Here is a 23,779-nt window from a genome sequence, read left to right as displayed (position 1 = left end):
CGCTGTCCGGCGCGCATCTGTCGTCGGAATTTTTCAGTCGTAATCGGCAAGCCGCAGTCCGGTGAACTGCCAGCGGTGGTGCGGATAGAAGAAGTTACGATAGGTGATACGGCTGTGGTCCGCCGGAGTTGCAAGCGAGGAGCCGCGCAGCACCAACTGGTTGACCATGAACTTGCCGTTGTACTCGCCGAGCGCGCCCTCGACGGCGCGATAGCCGGGGTAGGGCGCGTACGAGCTGCGGGTCCATTGCCAGACAAGGCCGAAGGCGTCGTTGAGCTGGCCGGCGCGGGCCGCGACTTCCCATTCCATCTCGGTCGGCAGGTGCTTGCCGGACCAGCGCGCGAACGCATCCGCCTCGTAATAGCTGACGTGGCAGACCGGCGCGTCCGGATCGACCGGCTTGAGGCCGGCCAGCGTCATCACCTGCCATGCGCCGTCGACCTCGCGCCAGTAGCCGGGGGCCTGCCAATCTTCCTTGCCGGCCGCTGCAAAGCCGTCCATCAGCCACAGGGTTGCGGTCCGGTAGCCGCCATCCTGCATGAAGGCGAGCCACTCGGCATTGGTGACCAGATTGCGGGCGATCCTGACCGGACCGACCAGGGCGCGGTGCGCCGGCTTCTCGTTGTCGAAATGAAAGCCGTCGTCGACGTGGCCGACGGTGTGGATGCCTTCGTTCAGCGTCAGCCAGTCATCGCCGCCGCGCGTGGTGGCCGGGAAGCGCCAGTCCGGATCATAGGCCGGGTAGATCGGGTTTTGCGCAAAGGCATGCAGGATGTCGGTGAACATCAATTCCTGATGCTGCTGCTCGTGGTTGAGCCCGACCTCCACCAGCGGCGCGATTGTGCGCAGCTTGTCCGCTCCGGCCTCGCGGAAGAATTTGCTGACGGCCGCATCGACGTATTTGCGATAGGCGCCGACCTCGTCGGCGCTGGGGCGGGTGATGTCGCCGCGATGATTGCGGGCATGCCGCGGCCCGGCGCTGACGTAATAGGAATTGAACAGGAACGCGAAATCGGGATGGAAGGGCCGGTAGCCGGCAGCATGCTCGCCGAGCAGGAATTGCTCCCAGAACCAGGTGGTATGGGCCCGGTGCCATTTGGTCGGGCTGGCATCGGGCATGGACTGGATCTGCTGGTCCTCGGGCGACAGCGGCGCGGCCCGCCGTTCGGTCTCATTGCGGACGCCGAGGAACGCCGCTTCCAGCCGCTGGGCAAGGTCGTCCTGGTGGGAGGACGGTGACGAAAGCTGGGGCGCAACCGTGGCTGAGGCTTGTTTCGTCACGTTTTTCTCCAGACAGGACAAGAGAACGTTGTTGGCGTTGCCCGGTTCCAAAACCGAGGTTCGTCCTAGATAGGGGCTCCGTTACGGTATGAAAGTCCTATGCGGCGATGATATTAATGTCATCAGCCTATGGACCCGGCGGGCTCAACCCGGCCGCCCAGGGACCCGTCGCCGCCATTTTACTTTGGATGCTCAACGGTTTGGGCTACATATATAGGCAGGTATCGGGTTAAATCGGCGGAGCCGGCCCGAAGCAATTGGTGAGGGCTCTGCCCCAGAAGGACACGGATATGAGCATCGCGGAATTCATCGACAATGAAGTGAAATCCAACGACGTGGTTCTGTTCATGAAGGGGACGCCGCAATTTCCGCAGTGCGGTTTCTCCGGCCAGGTCGTCCAGATCCTCGACCATATCGGTGTCGGCTATAAGGGCCTCAACGTTCTCGAATCCGCCGAGCTCCGCAACGGCATCAAGGAATATTCGAACTGGCCGACCATTCCGCAGCTCTACGTGAAGGGCGAGTTCATCGGCGGCTGCGACATCGTCCGCGAGATGTTCCAGGCCGGCGAATTGCAGCAGCTCTTCTCCGAGAAGGGCGTCGTGGTCGCGGCCTGACACGTGACCGTGCTGACGCGCCGGATTGGCGGCGCGGAGCTCGAAGTCATCGTCGCCGATATCACCACATTGAGTGTTGACGCCATCGTCAACGCCGCGAACACGTCGCTCCTTGGTGGGGGCGGCGTGGATGGCGCGATCCACCGGGCAGCCGGGCCCGAGCTCGTCGCCGAATGCCGCATGCTCAACGGTTGCAAGACGGGCGACGCGAAGATCACCAGGGGCTATCGGCTCAAGGCCGCGCATGTGATCCATACCGTCGGTCCGGTGTGGAATGGCGGCACGCTCGGCGAGGACGATCTGCTCGCCGCCTGCTATCGGCGGTCCATGGCGCTTTGCGCGAAGCACGAGCTGACCTCGGTGGCATTTCCCGCGATTTCGACCGGCATTTATCGCTTTCCTGCCGAACGGGCGGCCGATATCGCCGTGCGCACGACGATCGAAGGGCTGGCTTTGGCGCCGACCGTCGCTCGCGTCGTGTTCTGCTGCTTCTCCGAGCCGAGCGCCAAGCTCCATGCCGAGACGCTTGCGCAACACGGCGGCCCTTGTGCCGATTGAGCTGGTCAGTACACTCCGAGCGCCATGTTCCGGGGAGGGGATATGATTTCACGATCTGGGTTGCGTGTGCTCGCCTGCGGCGCGCTGCTGTCGCTTGCCGCGATGTCGCTGGCGCGCGCCGAGGGCACCTACGAGATTCCAGCCGGCGCCCACTTCAATCAGGAAAAGCTCGGCAGGATCACCGAGTTCTTCAAGAACGAGGTCGCGACCGGCAAGATCGCCGGTGCAAACGTGCTGATCCAGCAGCATGGCAAGCCGGTCTATCACGAAATCTTCGGCGTGCAGGACGTGGTCAGCAAGGCTCCGATCACGGACAAGACCATCTTCCGCCTGTTCTCGATGACCAAGGCAATCACGGCGGTGGTCGCGATGCAATTGGTCGAGGACGGCAAGATCAAGCTGGATGATCCCGTCTCGAAATACATTCCGTCCTTTGCCAACGTGAAGGTCGGCGTCGAGAAGAAGGCGGAGGACGGCACCAAGTCGCTCGAGCTGGTGCCGCCGAAGCGGGCGATGACCGTGCACGATCTGATGACGCACACCTCCGGCATCACCTACGGCTTCTACGGCGACAGCCTGGTCCGCAAGGCCTATCGCGAGGCCAACATCTATGCCGGCGATTTCGATCTGGCCGAGTTCGCCGAACGCATCGCCAAGCTGCCGTTGCACAACCAGCCGGGCGCGCTCTGGCAATACGGCCACTCCACCGACGTGCTGGCGCGTGTGATGGAGGTCGCTGCCGGCAAGCCGCTGATCGACATCATGCGCGAGAAGCTGCTCGATCCTCTCGGCATGGTCGATACCGGCTTTTTGGTCACGGACCCCGAGAAGCAGAAGATTCTGGCCCAGCCAGTGCCGAACGATTCCGATTTCCGCGTCGGCCGCATCAATGATCCCACGGTCGTCAAGAAGATCACGTTTGCCAGCGGTGGCATGGTCACGACCATGGCGGATTACAAGCGCTTTTCGCAGATGCTGCTCAACGGCGGCAGTCTCGATGGCAAGACCATTCTCAAGCCTGAGACGTTCAAGCTGATGGTGACCGATCAGGTCGGCCCGGGCTCCGGCGTCGAGCGCGACTATTTCTACTTTCCCGGCGACGGTTTCGGCTTCGGCCTCGGGCTTGCCGTCCGTACCGATCCCGGCAACGCCAAGCCGCCGCCGCCCGGCAACCTCGGCGAACTGAAGTGGGACGGGGCCTCCGGCTGCTATTTCGTGATCGACCCCAAGCAGGACATGTTCTTCGTGCTGCTGGAGCAGACCCCGAGCGAGCGCCAGCGCGTGCAGCGAACATTGAAGCAGCTGGTCTATGAAGCCATGGAGAACTGACATGAACGGGCGCCGCGCGCTGTTCGCGGCGCTCGTCTTTTTGTTCGGCGCCGTAGGTGCACGGGCGGGCTCAGAGGGCCGCGCACACAGCTTCACGCCCGAAGGCCTGGCAAGAGTCTCCGACTACATCAGGAACGAGATCGCGACCGGCAAATTTCCGGGCGCGATTCTGCTGCTCCAGCAACACGGCAAGCCGGTCTATTACGAGAATTTCGGCGTCCGCGACGTTGCGACCGAACTTTCGATGAGCGCGGATACGATCTTCCGCCTCTATTCGATGTCCAAGCCGATCACCTCAGTCCTGGCGATGATGCTGGTCGAGGAGGGTAAGCTTGCGATCAGCGATCCCGTCTCGAAATACATTCCGGCCTTTGCCGGCATGAAGGTCGGCGTCGAGAAGAAGGCCGAGGACGACAAGGTCTCGCTGGAGCTGGAGCCGCTCAAGCGGGCGGTGACGATCGAGGATTTGATGCGGCATACCGCCGGGATCCCTTACGGCTATTATGGCGGGGACCTGGTGAACAAGCTCTATGCCGACGCCGGACTGTTCGACAGGAATTCGACCAATGCCGAATTCGTCGCGAAGATCACTGCAATGCCGCTTGCCGAACAGCCCGGCACGATCTGGGACTACGGCCACTCCACCGACGTGCTCGGGCGCATCATCGAGGTGATCTCGGGGGAATCGCTGTTCGAGTTCGCGAAGAAGCGGCTGCTCGACCCACTCGGGATGAAGGACACGGCGTTTTACGTCGCCGATCCCGCCAAATGGCCGCGTATCGCCGAGCCGATGCCGCAGGATCGGGCGATCAGCCCGATCACGCAGGTTCGCGATATCAGGAAGCCGCTGCGATGGGAGTCGGGCGGCGGCGGCCTCGTCGGCACGGTCGGCGACTATGCGCGCTTCTCACAAATGCTGCTCAACGGCGGCACGTTTGAAGGTCGACGCTACCTGAAGCCGGAAACCATCGCCTTGATGACGTCGGATCACATCGGTCCCGAAACCCGCGTCGAGCGCGACAAGAACTACTATCCGGGTGAGACCAGCGGCTACGGCCTCGGCTTCGCCGTGCGTATCGCGGTGCCGCCGGGCACGAAGTGGCCGCTGGGCGAATATCGCTGGGACGGCGTCGGCGGCACCTTCTTCTTCATCGATCCTGAGGACGACCTGTTCGGAATCTTCATGGTGCAGACCCCCTCGCAGCGCGGCCGGATCCAGCTCGCGCTGAAGACGCTGATCTATCAGGCGATGGGGCGGTAGACTCTCGTTTTGACGCGTTTTCTTTACGCGAACCGGTATCCATTTCGCTCGAAAACGCTCCGATTACGCCCCGCGCACGATCTCGCGCACGTAGCCGATCGTCTCCTCGATCTGGCTCGCATCGACGTCCAGATGCGTGCAGGCCCGGATGCGGCCGTCCATCATCGCGAGCGTGACGCCGCGCTGGCGCAGCGCTGCGACCATCTTGTCGCCGGGGATGCCGGCGCCGTCGGGCTTGAAGAACACGAGATTGGTCTCGGGCTCCTGCACCTCGATGCCCGAGATCTGCGACAATCCGCGCGCGAGCGCCCGCGCATTGGCGTGGTCGTCGGCGAGGCGGTCGACGTGGTGGTCGAGGGCGTAGATGCAGGCCGCGGCGCAGATGCCGGCCTGCCGCATCGAGCCGCCGAGGCGCTGCTTCCACTGCCAGACCGCGTCGATGAAGGCGCGCGAGCCCGCAAGCACGCCGCCGATCGGCGCGCCCAGGCCCTTGGAGAAGTCGATCCAGGCCGAGTCCCAGCCCGCGGTCATGTCGCGCGGCGAGATGCCGCTCGCAACGGTGGCGTTGAGCAGGCGTGCACCGTCCATATGGGTGACGAGGCCGTGCTGCCTGGCGACCCCGACGATCTCGTCGAGCACCGCCTTCTTCCAGATCGTGCCGCCACCGATATTGGCGGTCTGCTCGACGCTGACGACGGTCTGCGGCGGCTGGTAGCGCGTGCGCGGATGCAGCGCCTTGCGAAGAGTCTCCGGCGTGAACTGGCCATCGGGGCCCTCGAGCTGGGTGACCTGGAAGCCGCCGATCGCCGCATGCGCGCCGCCTTCGCGCGCGATGATATGCGCGGTCTCATGGGCGAGGATCTCGTCGCCGGGGCGGCAATGCACCAGCGTCGCGGTGACGTTGCACATCGTGCCCGAGGGCATGTAGACCGCCGCCTCCTTGCCGAGCAGATCGGCCACGCGTTCGCACAGCGCGTTCACGGTCGGATCATCGCCGACCTGCTCGTCACCGACCTCCGCGCGCGCCATCGCCTCGCGCATCCCCGCCGTCGGCTTGGTCTGCGTGTCCGACAGCAGATTGATGCGCACCGGCGGCGCCTTGGGATCGACGGCGGGAGGGGTGTAGAGCATGGCTTGTCTCGTCATTTTATCTAGTCGAACAGCTGCGGTCTGATGTCTTGCGCGCCGTGAAGAATGGCACGGATTTCGACGTGGTCGGATTGCACCGTGTAGAAAATCAGATGGGATTGGAAGCGGAAACGTCGATAGCCTGCCGCAAGCTCGTCCACTTGTTGGCCGATCAGGGGGAAGTCGGCCAGAAGTCCGAAGGAACGGATCAGGCCCGCGTAGTAGGCCTCTGCCTGATATTTGCCGAAACGGCTCTCGGTGAAGTCGTAGATGTCGATCAAATCGGCCCGGGTGCGCTCCGATAACCGGTACTCAGCCATGGCGGCGTTGAGCAACGCGTTCGCGCGCGGCGGCGAGGATGTCGTCAGGGGTGTCCAAGGTGAACTTGTTGCAATCTGCCTGAGCGAACAGCGCTTGATAACGGCGGACCTGCTCGTCGCGGGGCAGCTTAGCCCATGCTTCAAGCTCCGCCTCGGAAGGCGTTGCCGACGGGCTGATGTTGGCGAGCTGGTCGGTCGTCTGGGACATCGACAGCACGATACCACAACAAAAAGGCCCCGGAAACCGGGGCCTTTGAATGTCGTTCTGCCGAAGCTATCAGCGCGAATAGAATTCGACGACCAGATGCGGCTCCATCTGCACCGGGAACGGCACGTCGGAGAGGCCGGGGATGCGCGCGTACTTCGCGGTCATCTTGCCGTGGTCGACTTCGAGATAGTCCGGGACCTCGCGCTCGGGAAGCTGGCTGGCTTCGAGCACGTGGGCGAGCTGCTTGGAGCTTTCCTTGACCTCGACCACGTCGCCGACCTTGAGCTGATAGCTCGAGATGTTGACCTTGCGGCCGTTCACCTTGACGTGGCCGTGGTTGATGAACTGGCGTGCGGCGAAGATCGTGGAGACGAACTTGGCGCGGTACACGACCGCGTCGAGACGACGCTCCAGCAGGCCGATCAGGTTCTCGCCGGTGTCACCCTTGAGGCGGCTGGCCTCGACATAGATGCCGTGGAACTGGCGCTCGCTGATGTTGGCGTAGTAGCCCTTCAGCTTCTGCTTGGCGCGCAGCTGCACGCCGAAGTCGGAGAGCTTGCCCTTGCGGCGCTGGCCATGCTGTCCGGGGCCGTATTCACGGCGGTTCACGGGGCTCTTCGGGCGGCCCCAGATGTTCTGGCCCATACGGCGATCGATCTTGTACTTCGCCTCACTGCGCTTAGTCATCGCGTCCTCTTCAGGTCATGGTTTGAGGAAACGCGCCCTCCTGTGTGACGGGATGGTCCCGGCACCGACAGGTCCGATCCCCAAAGCATAAGGGAGAGGACCACGGGTCGCGAAACGCTTCGCGGGCCGAAACGGCCCGCGAGCAGGCGGCTTTTAGGGGAGTTTGGGGTTGGCTGTCAATTCTTTAGCCGGTCAGTCCTGGGCGTGCGACAACGGTATTCTTATGTCCTGACCGCCCGGACCGGCTTTGACCCCGCCGCCCGCAATTCGGCAGCAATTTCAGTGTTCAGGGCCTGTTCCAGCCGGGTCAGGACCCGCGCGATCGGGGCGGCGTCGGTGACGCGGTGGTCCCAGCGGATCACGACGTGGATGGTCTGGTCCGGCTGGACCAGCCCATAGCTCACGACAAAGGGGCCCGGCGTGATCGGGTGAAGCTCGCCGCCGCCATAGGCAGCCACCGAGCTCACCCCGAAGCTGCCGAACCAGTTGCCGCGCTGACGGCCCAAATTCAGACCGACGGCCCAGGACAGGCGCCGCAATGGCAGCGGCAGGCGCGTCGCCCGCATGATCTTGCGGAACATCGGGACGTCCTCGATCGGGGCCGTCTTGCCGCGGCGGATTTCCGCATCGATGGTTGCCAGCGAAAGAGCCTCAGGAGCGGCGATTCGCTGCGGCAGCACACATTCCTCGCCATCATCGACACGCGCGATCGCGACCGTCGCCACGCTCTTCGGCAGCTCATAGAGGGCCGGCCAGGGCCATTTTGTGTAAACCGTGCGCAGGATCGGCTCGTCCTTTGCAACCAGGGCGAAAGCCTTGACGAACATCGCGGCCCAACCGGCGGGCGCGGTTGCGCCCGCGCGGGCCTCCAGCAGGGGGCGGATATTGAGCGAACGGGCCAGTGAAACGAAAGGTACGCCCATCGAGGCGTGCATGAGGTCGCAGATCAGACGGCGCCGCAGCGAAATGGTTTTGGGCGTCCCGCGCATAGGCCTCCGGTTCCAAAATCAAAGATCAAAATATGTGCAGCGAGCGGAGCCCGCCTGCTCGCTCTAGCATGAACCAATCCGCTTGGGGCCGGTCGGTTCGCCGCACTAGGCATCGCCAAAGACGAACCTCACTTAGACCAAAAAATCATCTATTTTCAATTGTTTATACCTTGAGCGCGCGGTCCTGGCGACGCCGCGGTAATGATTCAATCGGCTCGTTCAGCGCCTGACCCCCTCGTATGCCGCCATGATGCCGCGCTGGAACAGCGACCAGTCGAAGCCCAGCGCGATCGCGCGGTAGCCGCGGTCGATCAGCGCATTGGCCTGGTCGGCGCTGCGCGCCACCCCGCCGATCGGCACGCCGCTCCTGAGGATGCCGGCCTCGGCGCGCGCGATCAGGTCCAGCAATTGCGGATCGTCCATCTGGCCGCGCTTGTTGATGGAGGTGGCGAGATCACCGGGACCGATCACCGCGACGTCGATACCGGGCGTTGCCATGATCTCGTCGATGCGATCGACCGCATCGACGTGCTCGATCGTGATCATGCAGATCATCTCCTCGTCGGCAGAGGCCATGTAATCAGTCATCGACTGGCCCCAGCGGAACGGCGCGTGGAAGGGGCCCCAGAGCCGGTCGCCGCGCGGCGGGTAGCGCACGCTGCGCACTGCCTTCTCGGCATCCGCCCGGCTCGTGATCATCGGGAAGTTGATGCCGAAGGCACCGATGTCCATCGGCGCTTTCGCCAGCCACGGCTCGTTCGCGGCGATCCGCACCAGGGGCGTGCACGGTGTGCCCGTGGTCGCGGCGATCATCGCATGTGCTTCGGTCAATCCAATCGGGCCGTGCTCGAGATCGACGATGATCCAGTCCAGCGAGCGCGCCATGATCTGCACCATCTGCACGCTCGGGATGGTCGCGATCGCGCCGAAGGCGGGGCGGCCCTCGCGCCACAATTGACGGAGGCGGTTCAGCGGCTTTGCGGGGACCGACATGGAAAAACCTGCGGGACGATGGCGACGGCAAAGCCTAGCAGCGCGCCGCTAGGGCGCAAGCTCAGGCCAGCGCGCGTCCGCCGAAGAACGCCGTCAGCGTGGCGCTGAGACCATGCACGCGGTTCGATGTAAAAATCATCTCGGCGCTGGACTGCACGATGCCGCCGATCCGCTGGCCGAGCAGGTCGGAGACGCGGCGGGCGATCGCGGGCGCCGGATCGATCCAGTCGACCGGCCAGGGCGCGAGCATCTTCATCCGGTCGAGCAGCAGCGGGTAATGCGTGCAGGCGAGCACCACGGTGTCGGTGCGCGATGTTGCATCCGAGGGGTCGCCGACGAAGCAGGGAGCGAGCTCGGCGAGGATGGCTTCGTCGCTGATCGGAGTCCCGCTGAGCTCGGCTTCGGCCAGCGAAGCGAGCGCGGGCGAGCCGACCAGCGTCACCTCGCATCCTTGCGCGAAATCGCGGATCAACGCCTTGGTGTACTCGCGCTTCACCGTGCCCTTGGTGCCGAGCACCGAGACGCGGCGGGTCTTGGACTGCGCGCAGGCCGGCTTGATCGCCGGCACGGTGCCGACGAAGGGCACGGAATAGGCGGCGCGCAGGTGAGACAGGACCAGGGTGGACGCCGTGTTGCAGGCAATGACGACAAGGTCCGGATCATGCCGGCCGATCAGCTCCCCCATCAGCGGCACGACGCGGGCGATGATCTCGTCCTCGCTGTGGTGGCCATAGGGGAAGAAGGCGTCGTCGGCGACATAGACGTAATGCGCGTCCGGGCGGGCGGCTACGACCTCACGCAGCACAGTGAGCCCGCCAAGGCCGGAATCGAACACCAGGATCGTCGGAGAATTGGTCACGTCGCTACCCTAGCCCGGCATGGTTACCATTCGGTTTTTGGGGCGATTTTGCGGCGTGGGGCCGGGACCGCAGGTCGGGACGCCGAATTTCCCGCTTATGCGATATTCGCCATCGGGTCGGCCGAAGCGGCAAGGGGGCGTCCGCTCGCAGGTTGACAGCTCACACTAGCCGCGGAACAAGACGGCGTTTCGCCGGTCGGCGATCTCGCAGAGAAAGCAACATGCTCACGGTCCACCATCTCGGTAAATCGCAATCCGAACGCATTGTCTGGCTCTGCGAGGAGCTCGAAATTCCTTATGAGATGAAGCGTTACACGCGCGATGCCGCGACCATGCTGGCGCCGGCCGAGTACAAGGCGCTGCATCCGGCCGGCACGGCGCCGGTCATCACCGACGGCGAGCTGGTGCTTGCGGAATCCGGCGCCGTCGTCGACTACATCGTTGCTAAATACGGCAACGGCCGGCTCGTGCTCGGTCCCAATGATCCCGCCTTCGCCCAATTTCTGTATTGGCTTCATTTCGCCAACGGCACCCTGCAGCCCGGCATGGGGCGGATGATGATCCTAAGCCGGCTCGATCTCGCCAGGGACAACCCGACCCTGCTCGCCGTGAAGGGGCGCCTCGACCGCGCCTACGATCTTCTCGACGCACGGCTTCGCGAGTCCGAATATCTGGCGGGCAGCGCCTTCACCACTGCCGACATCATGACGGTGTTCTCGCTCACCACGATGCGTTATTTCCAGCCCTATGATCTCGCGCGCTGTCAGAACGTGGTCAAATATCTCGGCCGCATCGGCGCCCGCCCGGCATACCGTCGCGCGATGGAGAAGGGCGATCCCGGCATGGCGCTGCTCTTGAGCTGAGCGGCAGCGCTCACGCGATCCTGTTCGTGGTGGTCCCGCGCTCGGATGCCAGCTGCTTCTGCAGGCGGTCGATGTTCTGCAACAGGCGTTGGCTGGTCAACACCAGGAAGTAATAGCCGAACTGCGGATCCTGGAAATAGATCTCCAGCAGCCGGTCATAGGTGATCGTCAGCACCTGGCCGTCCTCGATGCATTCGACCGTTCCGGTGCGCCGGTTGTCCGGTGTGAGGAAGCCGAGCTCGCCCATCAGCGCTCCAGGCAGGATCTCGACGTTGATCTCCTTGACCAGGAACTTGCCGGTGACGGTGAGGAACATCTCCTGCGCGGGATCTCGCAGCTTGAAGAGGATGTCGCCGCGGCGATATCTGCGTTCGGTCATGAACGGCTTGAGCCATTCGATCGACATGTCGCCTTCGGCCGCATGCCGCGCCTTCTTGACCAGCTTGAGCATCTGCCGCAGGCGCAGGGCGTTGATCGGCAGCAGCAGCAGATAGAGCAGGAACGTGGCGACGTTGGCGGTGAGTGCGCCGAAAGCGGCGAAGAACGCGCAGCCGATCATGTTGGCCACCCGCAGGGGCACCATCGTCCGCATCAGGAGGGTGGCGACGAAGAAGCCAGCGCCGACCGCTGCGAACAAATTGGCGAACGTGATGTTGTGGACAAAGATCTCCAGCAGCCGATTGAAGATCGCGTCGTAGGTGACGTTGTCGGGATCGAGGCCCATCTGGACCAGGATTTTCGCGATCCTGAGGTTGTCCGTGGCCGCCTCGAGGATGCGGTCGAGGATCGACGAAATGTCTGCGCTGCCGGACGGCATGGTACTAACCCCACGTAAGGCATTCAGTCCTGGTCGGCACCCGTATAGCCGAAATCGAATGACGACCGCTTGAATGACGCTTCCGGCCATCGTGCCGCAAGAGGCAAATTTTAGCCTGATCGGGCGTTTCGGCAATTGCCCGTTGGTTGCGCGTCTGGCCGCGGAGGCCGTGATTCGGGCCAGCCGCGGAGGATCGGGCGTCGCGGACGGGGCTGGGCGACAGCGAAGGGGACCTTCGCTTACGGCTTGGCGGCGGGTTGCACGACCTGCTGCTCGACGAGACCAAGGCGCCCCGGCAGCGAGCCGGCGCGCAGCAGCATGGCGACGCTGTTGGCCTCCTCCAGGGTGAAATTGCCGGAAATCTGGCCGGAGCCGCCGGTGATGGGCTCGCGGATCACGGGAGCGGAGATCACCTTGTCGTCGAGCACGATGGCAAAGGGCTTTCCGACGTTCTCTGCCGTGATATGGGCAAAGCGCCGCGTGCCGCGGCCGTTGAAGCGGAACGAGGCGATCGGCTCCTTGCTCTCGCCGGTCAGTCCCGGGCCGGCATAGCTGATATCGCCGCCCTCGAGCGCGCTGTCCTTGGCGACGAGATAAGGACGCTGGTCCTTGAAGCCGAGCAGGACTTCCGTGCCCGCCGGCGGCGTGCCCGATTGCGCCTGCTCTGCGGACATCGAGAGGTCGATCAGGCGGAAGCCGACCTTGACCTTCCTGGCGAAGATTGCGGTGATTTGCTCGGGCTCCATCATCCCCGGCAGGAAGATACGGATGCGGTCCGTCCCCTCAGGTTGGACGCTGGCGAACTTGACGTCGGCGTCCTTGAGGCGCTGCTCGATCATGGCGATGGAATCTTCGACGAGATCGCGCAGCCGCGCAGCGGATGCGGCATCGGTCGGCGCGAGCCTGAGCAGCCCGTCGCCGGCGTCGGTGACGGTGAGCGCGTGCGTGGGCAATCCCTCCGCCGCCGCGACGAGCTTGCGCGTGAGCTGTTCGCGGCCTTTGGCGTCCGCGATCCTCACGTCGACGCCGCCGTCGCGGATCGCAAGTCCGGAGAACGCGATGCGGCCCTCGCGCAGGATCTTGTAGACGTCGTCGCGCAAATCCGTGACGACCGCCTCGCGCAAGGCGTCGGCGTCCACCCTGTAGACGATGCGCGATCCGCCCAGCTTCTCCATCTTGTCGGCGATGAAGGCCGCGACCTTGACGCGCACCTTGTCGAGCTGGCTGTCGGCAAGCGCGACGCCGGGCAGGGCGATCGCCGATACCGTCGCAAACGCAGCGATCAGCCGTGTGATCCGGTTCCGCAGGGGCATCGTCATGGTGACCTCGTGTCTTGCGGCAGGGCGCTGGCGGGCGAATTCAGTGCCAGTTCTTGGTCCCCGGATCAGCCGCACAGGTTCAAGCGTCACTGCGGCTGGGCAATGGACGAAATGGAAATCATCCATCATTCTGGTCCGGGTCGGCCGGGCATTAGGCCGAGCCCTTCGCCGAACCAAAACGTCAAAAGATACGTGGCGGGGACAAGCATCTGAGGGAGGACGGAATTTCATGGCGGGCATCCACGCGCTCGATCGGTTGATCGGCAACGACTATCCGGCTCTGCTCACGGACGAGGAGGTCCGGGCGTTCGAGCAGGTTCCCTACGCCGACCGCGTCGCGGCCGAGAGCACCTATGACGCCATCAGGCTTGGTGCGGAGCGCAATCCCGACGGGGCGGCGATCCAGTTCCTGCAAAATGCCGATCCCGCCGACACGCCTTTGGTCGTCACGCACCGCGATTTCATCGCGCGCGTCACCCAGGCCGCCAACATGTTTCACGCGCTCGGCGCTGGGAAGGGCGACGTCATCAGCTTCATGCTGCCGTTGGTGCCGGATGCGTTCGTCACTCTGTTCGGCGCCGAGGCCGCCGGCATCGCCAATCCCGTCAATCCGCTGCTCGAGCCGCACCAGATCGCCGAAATCCTGGAAGCTGCGAACACCAAGATCCTGGTGGCGCTCGGGCCGATGCCGGGCACCGACATCTGGCAGAAGGTCGAGCAGATCCGCCCGCAGCTGAAGCATCTGAAGGCCATCGTGCAGGTGTTCGGCGGCGGCGATCCGGCCAATGGCATCTTCGCCTTCAGCGACCTGATCAAGCAGCAGCCGTCGGATCGGCTCGTCAGCGGACGCAAGATTCGCGGCAGCGACATCGCCGCCTATTTCCACACTGGCGGCACCACGGGTACGCCCAAGCTGGTGCGGCATACCCATGCCAACCAGGTTTATCAGGCCTGGGCACTCAATCTGCTGTTGAAGGGGAAGCCCGGCGCCAATCTGCTGTTCGGCATGCCACTGTTTCACGTCGGTGGATCGCTGACGCAGGTGCTGACGATGCTGTCGAGCGGCGGCTCGCTGGTCGTGCTGTCGCCGAGCGGCTGGCGCAACCCGAATGCGGTGAAGAACATCTGGCAGCTCGTCGCGCGCTTCAAGCCCGAAGCGCTGTCGAGCGTGCCGACGGTGCTCGCCGCGACGCTCGCGGTGCCGCCGGGGAATGCGGATATCTCGAGCCTGAAATATGCGGCCGGCGGCGGCTCGGCGATTCCGGTCGCGGTCGGCTCGGCGATTCAGGAGAAGCTGAAGCTGCCGGTTGTCGAGGTCTACGGCATGACCGAGACCTCCAGCGTGCACACGCTCGCTTATCCGGACCGGCCGATCCGGCTCGGCTCGGTCGGCCTTCCCATGCCTTACGCGCGGGTGCGCATCGTGCAGCTCGACGCTGACGGCCGCTTGATCCGCGACTGCAAGCCGGACGAGATCGGGGTCGTCATCATGGCCGGCCCCGGCGTGTTCAGCGGCTATCTCAATGACGAGCACAACAAAGGTGCCTTCATCGACGGGGTCTGGGTCAATTCCGGCGATCTCGGCCGGCTCGATGCCGACGGCTATCTCTGGATCACCGGCCGCGCCAAGGATCTCGTGATCCGCGGTGGCCACAACATCGATCCGGCGCCGATCGAGGAGATCATATTCCGCCATCCCGCCGTCGGTTTCGCCGCCGTGGTCGGCCAGCCCGATGCTTACGCGGGCGAACTGCCGGTGGGCTACGTGCAGCTGAAGCCCGGCGCAAAGGTCGAGCCGGGCGAGCTGGAAGCCTGGGTGCGCGAGCGCACGCCGGAACGCGCCGCCGTTCCGGTGCAGGTCATCCCGATCGACCCGATGCCGGTGACGGGCGTCGGCAAGGTGTTCAAGCCGCAGCTGCGCTGGGATGCGGCCGCGCGCGTGTTCACCAAGGTGCTGGCGCCGCTGGTCGAGCGCGGCATCGATTGCAAGGTCAAGGTCGGTCCGCACGGCAGCCACGGCTCGATCGCGACCGTGACGCTGACGGGCCTGCCGGCGAGCCAGCGCGAAGCGGTGGAGACAGAGGTCCACGCGCTGCTCGCACCCTTCGTGATGCGCCACGAGGTGGTGCAGGCATAGGTATGATGGCACGTCGGATCGACCAAGCTCGCGCCGCGCCTGTGGGGCGAGGCCCGACTGCATTAGCCATAAGCCGCAATCGAGGAGTTTATGTGATCGACCTCACATAGGAAAATTTGGCTTTCATCGATGCTCCGGATAGTCTCAGGGAATTGCATCCGGGGGGACGCAAGTGATTCCGTTTCGGCTGTTTGGTTTATTGATTTTTGCGACCTTGCTGGCCTGCGGATCGGCACATGCCGATCGGCGGGTCGCGCTCGTCATCGGCAATTCCGCCTACAAGAGCGCGCCCAAGCTCACCAATCCCGTGAACGATGCCACCCTGGTCGGTGGCATGCTCAAGAAGGCGGGCTTCGATTCCGTCGACGTCCGGTTAGATCTGAGTGCGAGCGAGATGCGGCGCATGTTGCGCGAGTTCGCCGGCAGGTCGCGCGACGCGGAAATGGCGGTGATCTATTATGCCGGCCACGGCATCGAGCTCGACGGCAACAATTATCTCATTCCGACCGACGCCACGCTGGAGACGGATGGCGACGTTCTCGACGAGACCATCCCTGTCGAGCGCGCATTGTTCGCAGTCGAGCCCGCCAAGCAGCTGCGTTTGATCATCCTTGATGCCTGCCGCGATAACCCGTTTGCGAAGACGATGAAGCGCACGCTGGCCTCGCGGGCGATCGGACGGGGCCTCGCCAAGGTGGAGCCAACCAGCCCGAATACGATGATTGCCTTCGCTGCGAAGGCCGGCTCGACCGCATCCGACGGCGATTCTCGCAACAGTCCGTTTGCTACCGCGCTGGTCGAGCACCTGCCGAAGCCGGGCCTCGATCTGCGCAAGGCGTTCGGCTTCGTACGCGACGACGTGCTCAAGACCACCGGCTACAAGCAGGAGCCTTACGTCTACGGTTCGCTTGGCGGCGACGACGTGCCGCTCGTGGTGAAGCCGGCCGCAACCGGTCCGCAGGCAAACCCGCAGGACGCCGTTCGCAGGGACTACGAGCTCGCGCTCCAGCTTGCGACGCGCGATGCCTGGGAAGCCTTTTTGGCGGCGTATCCCGACGGCTTCTATGCCAACCTCGCCAAGGGACAGTTGAACAAGATCGGTGCCGAAGAGACCCGCGTGGCTGCCGAGCAAAAGGCCAAGGCGGCCGAGCAGGAAAAGGCGAGGCTGATCGCCGAGCGCGCCCAGAAGGCCGAGCAGGAGAAGGCTGCTGCTGCGGCCAAGGCCGCCGAGGAGGCGCGAATCGCTGCGGAGAAGCAAAAGCAGATCGAACAGGCCAAGGCGGAAGCGGCCGAGAAGCAGCGCAAGACCGCCGAGGCGGCGGCGGCGCAAGCGCTCGCAGAGAAACAGGCGGCGGAGAAGGCCAAGGCCGAGCTGGCCGCGAAGCAGGCCGCCGAGAAAGCGGAGCAGGGCGCAAAGCCGGCCGCCGATCGGCAGATGCCCGAAGTCGAGAACCAGAAAGTGGCTGCGCTCTCGCCGGGGCCGAAGACGACCTTATCCGCGGCCGAACTCACGAAATCCGTGCAGAGCGAACTGCGCCGCGTCGGCTGCCTGACCTCAGCGGCGGAGGGCGAGTGGAGCTCGGCCGCGCAGCGTTCGCTGACGCTCTTCAACAAATACGCCGGCACCCAGTTCGACGTGAAGCTCGCCAGCATCGACGCGCTGGACGCGCTGAAGGCGAAGCCGGGACGGGTCTGTCCGCTGGTGTGCAATTTCGGCTTCAAGGCCGACGGCGACCAATGCGTGAAGATCACCTGCCGCGCCGGCTATCGCGTCGGCGACGACAACGAATGCGAGAAGGTGCAAGAGAAGAAGCCGGTCGCGACCCGCGAGGAACCGAGGAAGCGCGATCAGGACAGGAAAGAGGCGGAATCTGCAGCACCAAAATCGCAAGCGTCCGGTCAGATTATCTGCAATAACCGTGTCTGTAGACCGGTCGGCAAGGGATGCCGTCTTGGAACAGAGTCGAGCAGAGGGACCACGTATACTACGGAGATATGCAACTAGCGTGCAGAACGAGTGGTATGCAGCGAGCAGGATGATCGCGGCGAGTGCGGGACATCTGCGCCGATAATCTCACGTCACCCTAAGATGTCGCTGCGTTCATCCCCGTAACTACAAGAATGTGAGCCTACCCCACCGGCATCCGCGTTTCGACCAGGCGCGCCCAGAACGAGGCGCCGTGGCCCAGAATGTTGTCGTTGAAGACGTAGGCCGGGTGGTGGCACTCGTTGCCGTCGCCCATGCCGACCAGCACCATCGCGCCGGGGCGTGCTTCCAGCATGAAGGAGAAGTCCTCGGCGCCCATCATCGGAACGAACTTGTCGTTGACGCGGTCGGCGCCGACGATGTCGCGGGCGACGTCGGCGGCAAGGCCGGCCTCGCGGGCATGGTTCATCGTCACCGGATACATCCGCGTGTATTTCGTTTCGGCCGAGCCGCCATAGGCGCGGGCGATGCTGTCGGCGACTTCGCCGATGCGGCGCTCGACGAGATCGCGCACGTCGGGGTCGAGCGTGCGCACGGTGCCGGCGAGCTCGGCGACCTCCGGGATGATGTTGAAGGCGGTGCCGGAGTGGAATTGCGTGATCGAGATGACCGCGGACTTGAGCGGATCGACGTTGCGCGCCACGATCGATTGCAATGCGTTGACGATCTGCGAGCCGATCAGCACACTGTCGACCGATTTGTGCGGACCGGCGCCGGCGTGGCCACCCTTGCCGCGAACTGTGATCTGGATGTTGTCCGAGGAGGCGAGCATCGGCCCGGGCGTGGTGGCGAAATGGCCCTCGGGCAGGTTCGGCATGTTGTGCATGCCGTAGACCTCCTGGATGTTCCAGCGCGTCATCAGCCCGTCCTCGACCATGGCCTTGCCGCCGCCGCCGCCTTCCTCGGCGGGTTGGAAGATCATCACGGCCGTGCCGTCGAAATTGCGAGTCTCGGCGAGATATTTGGCCGCGCCCAGCAGCATCGCGGTGTGGCCGTCATGGCCGCAGGCGTGCATCTTGCCGGGGACCTTTGAGGCATAAGGCACGCCCGACGTCTCCATGATCGGCAGCGCGTCCATGTCGGCGCGCAGGCCGATGGTCTTGCCGGATGCCGACCTGCGGCCACGGATCACGCCGACCACGCCGGTACGGCCGATGCCCGTCACCACCTCGTCGCAGCCGAATTCGCGCAAGCGATCGGCGACGATGCCGGCGGTGCGGTGGACTTCGTAAAGCAGCTCGGGGTTCTCGTGGAAGTCGTGGCGCCAGGCGGCCATTTCGTCGGAGAGGGCGGCGACGCGGTTGACGATGGGCATGAGGGAATCCGTTTCTTGTGTGGTCTCTTGTCATTCCGGGACGATGCGCAGCATCGGACCCGGAATCTCGAGATTGTAGCGCGAGATTCCGGGTTCACGCTTCGCGTGCCCCGGAATGACGGGAAGTTCAGCTCTCGCCGAACACGCGCTTGAAGATCGTGTCGACGTGCTTGAGATGATAGCCGAGGTCGAACTGCTCCTCGATCTCGGCGTCGGTGAGATATTTCTTCACCTCACTGTCCTTCTTCAACAGCTGGAGGAAGTCGCCTTCGCCGCGCCAGACCGGCATGGCGTTGCGCTGCACGAGCTTGTAGGCGTCCTCGCGGCTGGCGCCCTTCTGGGTCAGCGCCAGCAGCACGCGCTGCGAATGCACGAGGCCGCCGAGGCGGTCGAGGTTCTTCTGCATGTTGGCGGGATAGACCAGCAGCTTGTCGATCAGGCCGGCGAGGCGCACCAGCGCGAAGTCGAGCGTCACGGTCGCGTCGGGGCCCATCATGCGCTCGGCCGAGGAGTGCGAAATGTCGCGCTCGTGCCAGAGCACGACGTTCTCCAGCGCCGGCGTCACATAGGCGCGCACCATGCGGGACAGGCCGGTGAGGTTCTCCGACAGCACCGGGTTGCGCTTGTGCGGCATCGCGGAGGAGCCCTTTTGTCCCTCCGAGAAGAACTCTTCGGCCTCCAGCACCTCGGTGCGCTGCATGTGGCGGATTTCCACCGCGATGCGCTCGATCGAGGAGGCGATCACGCCGAGGGTCGAGAAATACATGGCGTGACGGTCGCGCGGGATCACTTGCGTCGAGATCGGCTCCGGCACCAGGCCCATGGCTTTCGCGACGTGCTCTTCGACGCGCGGGTCGATCTGCGCGAAGGTGCCGACGGCGCCGGAGATGGCGCAGGTCGCGACTTCCTTGCGTGCCGCGATCAGGCGCTCCTTGGCGCGCGTGAACTCGGCATAGGCATAAGCGAGCTTGAGGCCGAAGGTCACGGGCTCGGCATGGATGCCATGGCTGCGGCCGATGGTCGGCGTCATCTTGTGCTCGAAGGCGCGCTTCTTCAGTGCGGCCAGCACCTTGTCGAGGTCGGCAAGCAAGAGGTCGGCGGCGCGGGTGAGCTGGACGTTGAGGCAGGTGTCGAGCACGTCCGAGGAGGTCATGCCCTGGTGGACGAAGCGCGCCTCGGGGCCGACGATCTCGGCGAGGTGGGTGAGGAAGGCGATGACGTCGTGCTTGGTCTCGCGCTCGATCTCGTCGATGCGGGCGACGTCGAAGACGGCGTCCTTGGCCTTGGCCCAGACCGTCCTGGCGGCCTCCTTGGGGATGGTCCCGAGCTCGGCGAGAGCGTCCGCCGCATGCGCCTCGATCTCAAACCAGATCTTGAACCGGGTCTGCGGCTCCCAGATCGAGGCCATTTCCGGGCGGGTGTAGCGGGGGATCATTGGGCGGCTCCAGGAAGGTGGGCGGGCGGTCCCGAAAAGGGCGGCGCCGGCCAAAATGCTTTTTACGCCGTGATTTAACAGAGCGGGCAGGGCGAAACAAACGATCTGGGCCTTCAGGAGAGGGGGATCGCCGACCTTTCCACCGGACCGGCCGGACGGGATGGCGGCGCCTGGGCGCAGATATTAACTGTCAATCACGGATCATTGACTGACAGATATTGAAATCTGTCAGCGAGATGTGTATATCCGTTCCCGGACGCTCCGATTGGGCGTCCCGCGACAGCCCCGGGGAGCCCGACATCCACAGCGGATCGGAGGGCGGATTGAAGAACGGGACCGCGGACGAATGGAGACTTGGACAATGACGACCGAAATCCTCAATTTCACCGGCGCGATTGGGCATTGGCTCAATTTGCTGGTGGCGCGCCAGATCGCGGCGCAGGCTGCAAAACTGCCTCATTAAGGCATAGGCTTTCCGAACGACCGGCACGGGCGTCGCTTCGGAAGCAGCCCTACTGCCGGGTAACTGAGCCCCTAACGGGAACATGGTGCTGGCATGAATGAAGCCGTTGTCTTGACGCCGGAGCGGATCCTCGAAGTCACCGAGGACGTGCTCAGGCGCTACGGACTTGCCAAGGCCACCGTGGTCGACGTTGCCCGTGCGCTCGATGTGAGCCACGGCAGCGTCTACCGCCATTTCCCCAGTAAGGCCTCGCTGCGCGAGGCCGTTGCCAAGCGCTGGCTGGACCGCATCGATGCCCCGCTGCTGGCGATCGCCCAGGAGCAGGGGCCCGCGCCTGACAGGCTCGACCGCTGGCTGCGCACCCTGTTCGCGGCCAAGCGTTCGCGCGTGCTCGACGATCCCGAGATGTTCGAAACTTATCTAACCCTGGCCCGCGAGGCCTGCGCGGCCGTCAAATGCCACAAGGACACCATGATCGACCAGATCGCGGGGATCCTGAGCGACGGCGTGAAGAACGGCGAATTCGCCGTGGACGACGTCAAGGCGACCGCGCGCGCGATCTTCGATGCGACCGTCCGCTTCCACCATCCGGCTCATGCCGAGGAATGGAAGGACGCCGATCTCTCCGCGCGCGTCGATGCGACACTGGCGCTGCTGCTGCGTGGGTTGAAGGCGGCCTAAGGCCGCCTTTCACACCCTGGTCTTTCAATCAACCTCGCGTCTTCTGGAGAGCGGCGCCGTCGCGGAGCGAGGGTGCCGAATGTCTTCGCGTGTGGAAGGCAGGATCGGACGACGGCACGACCGGAGGACTATCCGGATAGGCATTGACTGCGATTTCGACGGCGTCCTTTGACCGCCTTCGAAGCCGGTAGAATGTCAGTTCCTGATCGAACATCGGGCAGCGAAAGTGGACGATGGCCGTGTCCGGCAGGCGGCAAAGTTCGTCGATGAGCTCGCCTACGGTGATGATCGGGGGATGGTCGATTGCCTTGGGGTGACCCTTACTCATGACCCTTTACTCCTTCTCTGCCGTACTAACCGGGGCTGGATCGGAACCGTTCCAATTTCGTTCAGCAGATTGAAGCGCCCTCGAGGGCTGTGCGGCAGCTTTGCAGCTAAATCCTCGTCAGCCCGCAGGTCGCGGCGAGCCGCACCAGCTGCGCATCGGTGCGCGCGCCGGTCTTCGACTTGATCAGGTAGTGATAGTTCTGCACGGTCTTGACGCTGAGATTGAGATGCGCCGCGATCTCCTCGGTGGTGGCGCCGCCGGCGAACTGGCGCAGGATCTCGATCTCGCGCTCACCCAGCGGGTCCAGCACCGAGCCGGTCGGCGACAGGCTGTCCTCTGCCAGCACATGTGCGATGTCATCGCTCATGGCGCGCTCGCCGCGGGCGACGCTGCGGATGGCGTTGACGACTGCGGACGGCTCGCTGCTCTTGGTGACGAAGCCGGATGCGCCGGCGCCGAAGGCTGATTTCACCAGCACGGCCTCGTTGTGCATGGTGAAGACGAGAATGCGTGCACGCGGGCTGCGCGCGCGGATGTTGCGAATGGCCTCCAACCCGCTCGCGCCGGGCATAGAGATATCCAATACGACGACATCGGGGTCATGCGCCTTGAACGCGCTGTAGGCGTCCGCGGCGTTGTCGGCTTCGGCCACGACATGCAGATCGCCCTGGCTTTCCAGCACGCGCCGGTAGCCTTGCCGCACGATCGGATGGTCGTCGACCAGCAGCACGGAGATGCCTGTTGCCGCCACCTCGCTCATTTCCGCCTCACGCAGCGAGCGGAATGGTTGCGGCCACGCTGAGGCCGCCGCGGGCGGGCAGGATCGACAGCGATCCGCCGGCCGCCGTGACGCGCTCGCGGATACCGGTCAGGCCGAAGCCGGCCGATTGCGCGACGCGCTCCGCATCGCCGCCGCCGTCGTCCTCGACGCGGATCAGCAGCGCATCCTCCTCGCCCGCGCGCCGCTCGACGCGGAGCGAGATCTCGCGCGCTGCACTGTGGCGCAGCGCGTTGGTCAGGCATTCCTGTGCCACGCGATAGGCCGTTGTGGCGGCCGGACCGCTGATGTCGGTGAGATCGCCCCTGAGATCGAGCTGGATCGCCGGTCGCGCCGCGCTGTGCGAGCGCCAGCTGTCGACGAGATTGACGAGGCTCGCCTCGAGCCCGAGCTCCTCCGGCAGCGGATTGCGCAGCCGCCTCAGCGCATCGCGCAGCGAGGCCATCAGATGGTGCGTCGCCTGCGAGATCATGCGCGCGTCTTGCGCGATCCCATCGTTTCCGTTCTGCTTCGTGCTCGCCGTCTCGATCGTGTTGGCGAAGGCGAGGATGGCGGACAGGTTCTGCCCGAACTCGTCGTGCAGCTCGCGGGCGAGCGCGCGGCGCTCGTCGTCGCGGATCTCGATCAGGCGGCGCGTCAGTGCGGCGCGCTGCTCGGTTGCTTCCTCCAGCCGGCCGCCGAGCTCGCCGACGGCGCTGCCGATCATCGCCAGCTCCATGGAGCGGAAGCGCGGCAGCCTGGTGTGATACTGACCGCGCGCCATGCGCTGAAGCGCGGTGACGATCGCGCGCGCCGGCGCAAGTGCGTGCGCGATGGCGAGCGAGGCGAGCAGGGCGATCGCCGCGGCCATCAGCAGCGCGACGTCGATGACGTTGAGGATGTAGTCCCAGGCGATCGAGATCGCGGCCGCTGCATCGGGCGTCGCAACGACGGTGCCGGCGGCCGCGGCGCGCGGGCTGACGGGCCGCACCACCTCGGTGTGGCTGCCGAGGAAGGTCGGCACGATGGCCGCGAACCAGCGTGGCGGCGTCTTGCCCAGCCCCTCGCTCTGGCCGCAGAGCGGCTTCTCGAAGGCCGCGGCGGGCTGGAACTCGACGCAGACGCCGGGCGAGATCAGCTTCATCGTCTCGAGCGTGCGCCAGTCCGGAACCGGCAGAAGGTGCTCGCGCGCCCTGCTGCTGCGCAACAACAGCTCGCGCCAATACAGCGCCTGAAGCGCCTGCGCGACCCGCTGCGCCGAGGCCGCCGTCGCCCGATCGACGCTGCGATAGGCGTCGAACGTGGCCCATATTGTCGCGGCTCCCAGGCACAGTGCTACGATCAGAAGCAGGCGGGCGACAAGCTGAAGCACGAGGCGCATGCGATCATCCCCGACGTTTGGTAAGGTCAGCCTAACAACGCCGCCGTGCCTTGCCAATCGCAGCGA

Annotated in this window: 23 protein-coding genes; 8 read left to right on the top strand and 15 right to left on the bottom strand. The window is 64.7% G+C overall.

All coding sequences use genetic code 11. The annotated features are described in order from the left end of the window. Positions 1–33 precede the first annotated feature (33 nt). Positions 34–1,332: an ergothioneine biosynthesis protein EgtB gene (gene egtB, locus DCG74_RS29485; RefSeq protein WP_172782963.1), complete on the bottom strand. Its 1,299-nt coding sequence runs from the start codon at positions 1,330–1,332 to the stop codon at positions 34–36. Positions 1,333–1,571: 239 nt separating this feature from the next. Here egtB and grxD point away from each other — a divergent pair, with 239 nt between their 5' ends. The 4 genes from grxD to DCG74_RS29465 are packed head-to-tail and all read left to right on the top strand — an operon-like array spanning position 1,572 to position 5,046. After that, the gene (grxD, locus tag DCG74_RS29480) at positions 1,572–1,898 is read left to right on the top strand and encodes a Grx4 family monothiol glutaredoxin (RefSeq protein WP_018647423.1); all 327 of its coding nucleotides are present in this window, start codon (positions 1,572–1,574) and stop codon (positions 1,896–1,898) included. A 3-nt stretch (positions 1,899–1,901) separates the two neighbouring features. Next, positions 1,902–2,456: an O-acetyl-ADP-ribose deacetylase gene (locus tag DCG74_RS29475; protein WP_172782964.1), complete on the top strand. Its 555-nt coding sequence runs from the start codon at positions 1,902–1,904 to the stop codon at positions 2,454–2,456. Between the two features lie 42 nt (positions 2,457–2,498). Then, positions 2,499–3,785: a serine hydrolase gene (locus DCG74_RS29470; protein ID WP_172782965.1), complete on the top strand. Its 1,287-nt coding sequence runs from the start codon at positions 2,499–2,501 to the stop codon at positions 3,783–3,785. 1 nt (position 3,786) lies between these two features. Beyond that, a complete protein-coding gene (locus tag DCG74_RS29465) occupies positions 3,787–5,046 on the top strand; it encodes a serine hydrolase (protein WP_172782966.1) in 1,260 nt (419 codons plus the stop codon). A 63-nt stretch (positions 5,047–5,109) separates the two neighbouring features. Here the strand turns inward: DCG74_RS29465 and DCG74_RS29460 are convergent, their stop codons facing one another. The 7 genes from DCG74_RS29460 to murI all read right to left on the bottom strand — a co-directional run bounded on the left by DCG74_RS29460 (position 5,110) and on the right by murI (position 10,230). Continuing rightward, a complete protein-coding gene (locus tag DCG74_RS29460; protein ID WP_172782967.1) occupies positions 5,110–6,177 on the bottom strand; it encodes a low specificity L-threonine aldolase in 1,068 nt (355 codons plus the stop codon). A 20-nt stretch (positions 6,178–6,197) separates the two neighbouring features. Then, positions 6,198–6,509 carry a type II toxin-antitoxin system RelE/ParE family toxin gene (locus tag DCG74_RS29455; RefSeq protein ID WP_246571517.1) on the bottom strand — a complete coding sequence of 104 codons (312 nt, stop codon included), beginning with the start codon at positions 6,507–6,509 and terminating at the stop codon, positions 6,198–6,200. Then, on the bottom strand, positions 6,487–6,702 hold the full coding sequence (locus DCG74_RS29450; RefSeq protein ID WP_210268087.1) for a hypothetical protein: 216 nt from the start codon (positions 6,700–6,702) through the stop codon (positions 6,487–6,489). Before DCG74_RS29450 ends, DCG74_RS29455 begins: the two co-directional genes overlap by 23 nt. 69 nt (positions 6,703–6,771) lie before the next feature. Then, positions 6,772–7,389 (bottom strand): 30S ribosomal protein S4, encoded by a 618-nt coding sequence (rpsD, locus tag DCG74_RS29445; RefSeq protein ID WP_172782969.1) that lies wholly within the window; start codon positions 7,387–7,389, stop codon positions 6,772–6,774. Between the two features lie 221 nt (positions 7,390–7,610). Then, a complete protein-coding gene (locus DCG74_RS29440; protein WP_172782970.1) occupies positions 7,611–8,378 on the bottom strand; it encodes an acyltransferase in 768 nt (255 codons plus the stop codon). 219 nt (positions 8,379–8,597) lie between these two features. Continuing rightward, positions 8,598–9,371: an HpcH/HpaI aldolase/citrate lyase family protein gene (locus tag DCG74_RS29435; protein ID WP_172782971.1), complete on the bottom strand. Its 774-nt coding sequence runs from the start codon at positions 9,369–9,371 to the stop codon at positions 8,598–8,600. 61 nt (positions 9,372–9,432) lie between these two features. Beyond that, positions 9,433–10,230 carry a glutamate racemase gene (gene murI / locus DCG74_RS29430; protein ID WP_172782972.1) on the bottom strand — a complete coding sequence of 266 codons (798 nt, stop codon included), beginning with the start codon at positions 10,228–10,230 and terminating at the stop codon, positions 9,433–9,435. A gap of 221 nt (positions 10,231–10,451) precedes the next feature. On the opposite strand from murI, the gene DCG74_RS29425 reads away from it, so the two are divergent. Continuing rightward, the gene (locus tag DCG74_RS29425; protein ID WP_172782973.1) at positions 10,452–11,093 is read left to right on the top strand and encodes a glutathione S-transferase family protein; all 642 of its coding nucleotides are present in this window, start codon (positions 10,452–10,454) and stop codon (positions 11,091–11,093) included. Positions 11,094–11,103: 10 nt separating this feature from the next. Here DCG74_RS29425 and DCG74_RS29420 read toward each other — a convergent pair whose 3' ends face one another. Both DCG74_RS29420 and DCG74_RS29415 read right to left on the bottom strand, forming a co-directional pair. Continuing rightward, on the bottom strand, positions 11,104–11,910 hold the full coding sequence (locus DCG74_RS29420; protein ID WP_172782974.1) for a Crp/Fnr family transcriptional regulator: 807 nt from the start codon (positions 11,908–11,910) through the stop codon (positions 11,104–11,106). 239 nt (positions 11,911–12,149) lie between these two features. After that, positions 12,150–13,229, bottom strand: a complete 1,080-nt coding sequence (locus DCG74_RS29415; protein WP_172782975.1) for a preprotein translocase subunit SecD — start codon at positions 13,227–13,229, stop codon at positions 12,150–12,152. A 229-nt stretch (positions 13,230–13,458) separates the two neighbouring features. Between DCG74_RS29415 and DCG74_RS29410 the strand changes: the two genes are divergently transcribed. Further along, positions 13,459–15,366, top strand: a complete 1,908-nt coding sequence (locus DCG74_RS29410; RefSeq protein ID WP_172782976.1) for an acyl-CoA synthetase — start codon at positions 13,459–13,461, stop codon at positions 15,364–15,366. A gap of 172 nt (positions 15,367–15,538) precedes the next feature. Further along, on the top strand, positions 15,539–17,371 hold the full coding sequence (locus tag DCG74_RS29405; RefSeq protein WP_172782977.1) for a caspase family protein: 1,833 nt from the start codon (positions 15,539–15,541) through the stop codon (positions 17,369–17,371). A gap of 124 nt (positions 17,372–17,495) precedes the next feature. On the opposite strand, the gene DCG74_RS29400 is transcribed toward DCG74_RS29405, so the two are convergent. Together DCG74_RS29400 and purB are read right to left on the bottom strand one after the other, a co-directional pair. After that, positions 17,496–18,668: a M20 aminoacylase family protein gene (locus DCG74_RS29400; RefSeq protein WP_172782978.1), complete on the bottom strand. Its 1,173-nt coding sequence runs from the start codon at positions 18,666–18,668 to the stop codon at positions 17,496–17,498. Positions 18,669–18,795: 127 nt separating this feature from the next. After that, complete coding sequence (purB, locus tag DCG74_RS29395) at positions 18,796–20,103, bottom strand: adenylosuccinate lyase (RefSeq protein ID WP_172782979.1); 1,308 nt, start codon at positions 20,101–20,103, stop codon at positions 18,796–18,798. A 556-nt stretch (positions 20,104–20,659) separates the two neighbouring features. On the opposite strand from purB, the gene DCG74_RS29390 reads away from it, so the two are divergent. Further along, the gene (locus DCG74_RS29390; RefSeq protein ID WP_172782980.1) at positions 20,660–21,247 is read left to right on the top strand and encodes a TetR family transcriptional regulator; all 588 of its coding nucleotides are present in this window, start codon (positions 20,660–20,662) and stop codon (positions 21,245–21,247) included. 28 nt (positions 21,248–21,275) lie between these two features. Here DCG74_RS29390 and DCG74_RS29385 read toward each other — a convergent pair whose 3' ends face one another. From DCG74_RS29385 to DCG74_RS29375, 3 genes are all read right to left on the bottom strand, one after another. Next, positions 21,276–21,575, bottom strand: a complete 300-nt coding sequence (locus DCG74_RS29385) for a hypothetical protein (RefSeq protein ID WP_172782981.1) — start codon at positions 21,573–21,575, stop codon at positions 21,276–21,278. Positions 21,576–21,681: 106 nt separating this feature from the next. Further along, the gene (locus DCG74_RS29380; protein WP_172782982.1) at positions 21,682–22,335 is read right to left on the bottom strand and encodes a response regulator transcription factor; all 654 of its coding nucleotides are present in this window, start codon (positions 22,333–22,335) and stop codon (positions 21,682–21,684) included. Positions 22,336–22,342: 7 nt separating this feature from the next. Beyond that, on the bottom strand, positions 22,343–23,713 hold the full coding sequence (locus DCG74_RS29375; RefSeq protein WP_172782983.1) for a sensor histidine kinase: 1,371 nt from the start codon (positions 23,711–23,713) through the stop codon (positions 22,343–22,345). Positions 23,714–23,779: the final 66 nt, after the last annotated feature.

This window comes from Bradyrhizobium sp. WBAH42 (genome assembly GCF_024585265.1).
Lineage (GTDB): Bacteria > Pseudomonadota > Alphaproteobacteria > Rhizobiales > Xanthobacteraceae > Bradyrhizobium.
Note: the sequence above shows the minus strand (reverse complement) of the source record. Positions and strands in the feature narration are given on the sequence as shown.

Bases quoted from the DNA above. Each gene is read 5' to 3' on its own strand.
- grxD (WP_018647423.1), top strand. From the start codon at position 1,572: ATGAGCATCGCGGAATTCATCGACAATGAAGTGAAATCCAACGACGTG.
- DCG74_RS29470 (WP_172782965.1), top strand. From the start codon at position 2,499: ATGATTTCACGATCTGGGTTGCGTGTGCTCGCCTGCGGCGCGCTGCTG.
- DCG74_RS29465 (WP_172782966.1), top strand. From the start codon at position 3,787: ATGAACGGGCGCCGCGCGCTGTTCGCGGCGCTCGTCTTTTTGTTCGGC.
- DCG74_RS29460 (WP_172782967.1), bottom strand. From the start codon at position 6,177: ATGCTCTACACCCCTCCCGCCGTCGATCCCAAGGCGCCGCCGGTGCGC.
- DCG74_RS29450 (WP_210268087.1), bottom strand. From the start codon at position 6,702: ATGTCCCAGACGACCGACCAGCTCGCCAACATCAGCCCGTCGGCAACG.
- rpsD (WP_172782969.1), bottom strand. From the start codon at position 7,389: ATGACTAAGCGCAGTGAGGCGAAGTACAAGATCGATCGCCGTATGGGC.
- DCG74_RS29440 (WP_172782970.1), bottom strand. From the start codon at position 8,378: ATGCGCGGGACGCCCAAAACCATTTCGCTGCGGCGCCGTCTGATCTGC.
- DCG74_RS29435 (WP_172782971.1), bottom strand. From the start codon at position 9,371: ATGTCGGTCCCCGCAAAGCCGCTGAACCGCCTCCGTCAATTGTGGCGC.
- DCG74_RS29425 (WP_172782973.1), top strand. From the start codon at position 10,452: ATGCTCACGGTCCACCATCTCGGTAAATCGCAATCCGAACGCATTGTC.
- DCG74_RS29420 (WP_172782974.1), bottom strand. From the start codon at position 11,910: ATGCCGTCCGGCAGCGCAGACATTTCGTCGATCCTCGACCGCATCCTC.
- DCG74_RS29415 (WP_172782975.1), bottom strand. From the start codon at position 13,229: ATGACGATGCCCCTGCGGAACCGGATCACACGGCTGATCGCTGCGTTT.
- DCG74_RS29410 (WP_172782976.1), top strand. From the start codon at position 13,459: ATGGCGGGCATCCACGCGCTCGATCGGTTGATCGGCAACGACTATCCG.
- DCG74_RS29400 (WP_172782978.1), bottom strand. From the start codon at position 18,668: ATGCCCATCGTCAACCGCGTCGCCGCCCTCTCCGACGAAATGGCCGCC.
- purB (WP_172782979.1), bottom strand. From the start codon at position 20,103: ATGATCCCCCGCTACACCCGCCCGGAAATGGCCTCGATCTGGGAGCCG.
- DCG74_RS29390 (WP_172782980.1), top strand. From the start codon at position 20,660: ATGAATGAAGCCGTTGTCTTGACGCCGGAGCGGATCCTCGAAGTCACC.
- DCG74_RS29385 (WP_172782981.1), bottom strand. From the start codon at position 21,575: ATGAGTAAGGGTCACCCCAAGGCAATCGACCATCCCCCGATCATCACC.
- DCG74_RS29380 (WP_172782982.1), bottom strand. From the start codon at position 22,335: ATGAGCGAGGTGGCGGCAACAGGCATCTCCGTGCTGCTGGTCGACGAC.
- DCG74_RS29375 (WP_172782983.1), bottom strand. From the start codon at position 23,713: ATGCGCCTCGTGCTTCAGCTTGTCGCCCGCCTGCTTCTGATCGTAGCA.